Genomic DNA, 4,571 nt, shown 5'->3' with positions numbered 1-4,571 from the left:
TGCATAAATGGATCCGGGTGGCCTTAGCCGTCTTACAATCGGGGAAGCCGTTTGATTCTCGACTAAACCTGCCAACCGAAGAAAATTTGGTTTCAAACTTGTAAAATTTGACAGTTCATAGGTACGAAATCTCCAGTGCCTGTTTCGTACCTAATGGTACGATGAAGCATGCGGGGGCTCGTTCTACTACAAACATCAGTCCGCTACACGGCCAGTATTTCCTAGGTTCGAGTCCATATGACAAAACGATGGGCCAATAGAATTTGGCATTTTTGCTAAAAACATATGGCTCTAATCAGAACGTAACAGTCCTGACCTTCAGGGGGTTGTGGGCAAAGTATTCGCCGTGAACCAACCTGTGGATCAATCGACTTTATCGAGCTTGAAACTGAAAACCGTGCCTTTGTCCGGTTTGCTCATCACCGTGATTTTCGATTTGTGGGCGTTCAGAATGTGCTTCACAATGGCGAGTCCCAGACCGGTGCCACCCCGTTCTTTCGAGCGGCTTTTGTCGACGCGGTAAAACCGCTCGAAGATGCGGTTGAGGTGTTCGGGCGGAATGCCGGGGCCGTTGTCGCGCACCTGAATGATGTACTGCTTCTTTTCCTCCTCAAAACTGACCACCACCTTGCCGCCGTTGTTGCCATATTTAATGGCATTTTCGATCAGGTTGGTAAGCACCTGCGTGATGCGTTGCGGGTCGGCTTTGACCAAAATACCGCCGGGCTGATCGGATTTGATTTTTAAAGAAGCCTGCCGGGCCAGCGCGTTATTTTCCAGTTGCTCAAATACCTCCAGCGTAATCTGGTAAATATCCACCGGCTCAAAATGCATCTTCACCTCGCCGGTTTCCAGTTGCGACAGGGCCACGAGGTCTTTCACCAGCGCATCCAGCCCGTCGAGGCTTTTGGCGGCTTTGGCCAGAAATTTATCCCGTACACGCTCGTCGTCGATGGCGCCGTCAATGAGCGTGTGTACGAAGCCCTGTGCGGCAAAAATGGGCGTTTTCAGTTCGTGGGAGACGTCGGCCAGAAACTCGCGCCGGAACTGTTCGAGTCGCCGGAGTTCCTCGATTTCCTTCTGTTTGCGGGCCACGTAGACAAAAATCTCGTCGTTCAGCTTCTTGAACGGATTGCTGTTTTTTACGATGGTGGTCCGGGAAATCGTGAAATCCTTGATGCGCAGTTTGTGGATGGTTTTGTAAAGTTTGTTCACCTCGCGGTACACCAGAATTTCGATGGCATACAGAATCAGGAAAAACGAAACGATCAATGACGAAATCGCCACCACGAACAACATGCTGCGCGTGACGCCTTCCACAAACGTCAGAAACACGACCGTCAGGGCCGAAATCAGACCGGCCAGCAGAAACGCAGCAATACGGGGGCTAAGCGACATGAAGTAAAGATAACCGCTTATCCTTCATCATTGAACATGTACCCGACGCCTTTCAGCGTTTTGATGTAGGTTTCGCCGATTTTTTCCCGCAATTTCCGGATGTGTACATCGACGGTGCGTTCGAGGACGTAGATATCGACGCCCCAGATTTTTTGCAGCAACTCTTCCCGGCCAAACACCTTGTTGGGCGACAGCGCGAGAAAAAACAGCAGTTCGAACTCTTTTTTGGGCAGCACGACGGTTTTGTCGCCGGTCGTCACGGTGTAGTTCAGGCGGTTGATGACCAGCCCGCCGATTTCGATTTTCTCGCCCGGATCGGCTTTCTGGGCTTCGCGCCGGAAGAGGGCGTTGATGCGGCTCATCAGCGCGCGCGGTTTGATGGGCTTCGTAATGTAGTCGTCGGCCCCGATTTCAAAGGCAGCCACTTCCGAATATTCCTCGGAGCGGGCGGTTAGGTAGAGAATAAACGTTTGGCGCAGATCAGGTAAATTGCGGAGTTGGCGGCCGGTTTCGATCCCGTCGAGTTGCGGCATCATGATATCGAGCAACACCAGTTCGGGAACAAACGAGCGGGCGGTGTCGAGGGCTTTTCGGCCATCGGGCGCGGTGCGGACGTCGTACCCTTCTTTCTCCAGATTGTATTGCAACAGCTCGACAATGTCGGGGTCGTCGTCGACCACCAGCACACGGTGGAGTTGTTGGGAAGTCTTCGTGGCACTCATTCTACGGTTTGTTGGTGTAATTTGGAATCGAAGGTACGTGCTGTGTCAGCAATTTTACGAAGTTAACTCTATTGTTAACAAAAACTTAACACGAAATGACGTTACCTCGCACAATACGAAGCAATAAAAAAATGGGCGGACAAGTACACGGTCAAACCGGAAGGTATTCTTTGGTTCTTCCGTTTAAAACGACTAACATAGTGATCCATTTAGCGTGATAAATCGCTGAAACATACCTGAAATATCCGATCATTATCAGACCGCAGCAGCCCCATGATTAAAAAAGCCGTATTGATCGTCGCCCTGATTACCGTTTATCTGACCCCGGTTTTTTCGCAAAACCGGGCGCCTGTGCTTCGTCAGGATGTGCCGCTGGATTCCATTCGCCTGAGCGACCCGTTTATTTTGGCGGATAAAAAGACCTCGACGTACTATATGACCGGTACGGGGGGCATGCTGTGGAAAAGCAAAGACCTGAAAAAATGGACCGGCCCTTTCAAAGTAACCCGCACCGATCCTGGCTCCTGGATGGGGCCTAACCCGATGATCTGGGCGGCCGAACTCCATCAGTACAAAGACAAATACTACTATTTTGCCACCTTCACCAACCGGGCGGTGAAAATTGATACGGTTGGCGAAAATATCATCGAGCGCCGTGCCAGCCATGTTTTGGTGAGCGATCAACCGGAAGGGCCTTATGTTCCGATGAAAGACCCTACCTATCTGCCTGCCGACAAGCCAACGCTCGATGGCACCTTGTGGGTGGAGAAGGACGGAAAACCGTATATGGTTTATTGTTACGAATGGCTGCAAAACCTGAACGGAACCATTGAAAAGATCGAACTGAAGCCGGATTTAAGCGGGTCGATTGGCGAAGGAAAACTGCTATTTCGGGCCAGCGAAAGCCCCTGGAGTCGTGAGAACGGCGGGACCGGCCCCAACAAAGTAACGGACGGGCCGTACGTATTTCGCACCGGAACCGGCAGGCTTGCCATGCTTTGGACGAGTTGGATCGGGGATGTCTACACACAAGGCATTGCCTATTCGAAAAGCGGCACTTTGGATGGTCCCTGGCTCCACGAAAAAGAGCCCATCACCCCGCCCAATTACGGTCATGGCATGTTGTTTCGGACCCTGAATGGCACCTGGTTGATGTCGCTTCACAGTCATAAAAGCACGAACGGGCGTACGCACCGGGTTCCGCATTTGTTCGAAGTAGACTTTTCGGGCGATAAACTGGTGGTCGGGAAGCCTTATTTGCCTTGATGCTGCGCTGGCATTTATCCTACGAAATCCTTCTTTCAGAAGATACTATTACAAGCATTTCAACATCACTTCTTCCGAATCAAATACATCCTTCCCCGTTCATTCGTCATCACCAAATCCGTGTTGTTCACAAACGCCAGTCCTTCGGTTTGCCCCCGTGGAATCCGGAGGCAGCGCGTTGGATGCTGAAAATCGATGCGGTTATTTTTCTGCTCAAACAGGAAAATCTTGCCATAGGTCAACACCGCCAGCGTTTGGCCGTCGGGGCTGAGGGCGGCATCGGTCACCATCCGGTTCAGGAAAATGCTGTCGGTGGGAACGAGGGCGTGGTCTCCGTCCTGGGCGGGCATCCCATAGAGGTTGACAGGCAGCCGGGGCTCCGATCGGTTTTTTGAGATAAGATACAGGCTGTCTTTGGCGGCAAAAAGGGCCTCACTGTCGAAATTACGCGTATCTTTCGACGCCGGAAACGATTTCTGCCGGGCGTAATGAAACGGAATGGTCTGAAAATCGTTAGGTTGTTTGGGATTGACCCGGTAAATGCGGAGATCCGTTCTGGCGTTGGCGTTATTGCCGATGTCACCGATGAACACCGCCGTCGTGTCCTGGGTTGCCAGGGCTTCCCAGTCCCGGTTTTTCAGCATCGGCAGGGGCAGTGAATCAACGAGCGAACCATCGCGGGCCACTTCGTAGAGCGTGGGTCGGCCCCCGCTGTCGTTGTGCGTCCAGAACGTGTTGCGACCGGCCCGATACGACAGCCCCGAACTTTCGTTGACCACCGGTGCCAGCCGCCCAACCCGCGAAACCGCATACTGAGACCGCCCGCTGCGAAAACCGCTGCGTTTGTTCTCCGTGTGGCAGGAGCAAAGGGCCACTTTGAGCGAAAATAAAAAAAGAAGAAACGAGGTCATTTATTTATCTAGCACTTATGTCTGATAATTCTTTACACTTTCGCCCCTAAATCCCCTAAAGGGGACTTGGACACGGCTTAATCCGGATGCAAAAAGTCCCCTTTAGGGGATTTAGGGGTAAAAGCGAAAGTCCTAATTTATCTTATAAACTGATGTTACGCAGCCTTAGCCAATAGAGTAGATTGACTTTTGAGACTGTTTAGGTCTCGCATCGCCAATTTCATCGCGTTCATCGTCAGCAGTGATTTTAAAGCAAAATGATTTTTTGAAGTAG

4 protein-coding genes are annotated in these 4,571 nt (G+C 51.5%); 1 reads left to right on the top strand and 3 read right to left on the bottom strand.

Annotation, left to right across the window (positions count from 1 at the left end):
* Positions 1 to 363 precede the first annotated feature (363 nt).
* Together DUE52_RS31935 and DUE52_RS31930 are read right to left on the bottom strand one after the other, a co-directional pair.
* Entirely contained in the window at positions 364 to 1,398 is a 1,035-nt protein-coding gene (locus tag DUE52_RS31935; protein WP_114410207.1) for a sensor histidine kinase, read from the bottom strand.
* A gap of 17 nt (positions 1,399 to 1,415) precedes the next feature.
* Entirely contained in the window at positions 1,416 to 2,120 is a 705-nt protein-coding gene (locus DUE52_RS31930) for a response regulator transcription factor (RefSeq protein ID WP_114410206.1), read from the bottom strand.
* A 273-nt stretch (positions 2,121 to 2,393) separates the two neighbouring features.
* Here DUE52_RS31930 and DUE52_RS31925 point away from each other — a divergent pair, with 273 nt between their 5' ends.
* Complete coding sequence (locus DUE52_RS31925) at positions 2,394 to 3,386, top strand: glycoside hydrolase family 43 protein (RefSeq protein ID WP_114410205.1); 993 nt, start codon at positions 2,394 to 2,396, stop codon at positions 3,384 to 3,386.
* Positions 3,387 to 3,451: 65 nt separating this feature from the next.
* Here DUE52_RS31925 and DUE52_RS31920 read toward each other — a convergent pair whose 3' ends face one another.
* On the bottom strand, positions 3,452 to 4,297 hold the full coding sequence (locus DUE52_RS31920; protein WP_114410204.1) for a YjiK family protein: 846 nt from the start codon (positions 4,295 to 4,297) through the stop codon (positions 3,452 to 3,454).
* Between the last annotated feature and the right edge of the window lie 274 nt (positions 4,298 to 4,571).

Source organism: Larkinella punicea, assembly GCF_003334855.1.
Classification (GTDB): domain Bacteria; phylum Bacteroidota; class Bacteroidia; order Cytophagales; family Spirosomataceae; genus Larkinella; species Larkinella punicea.
This window is presented reverse-complemented; position numbering and strand designations above follow the sequence as displayed.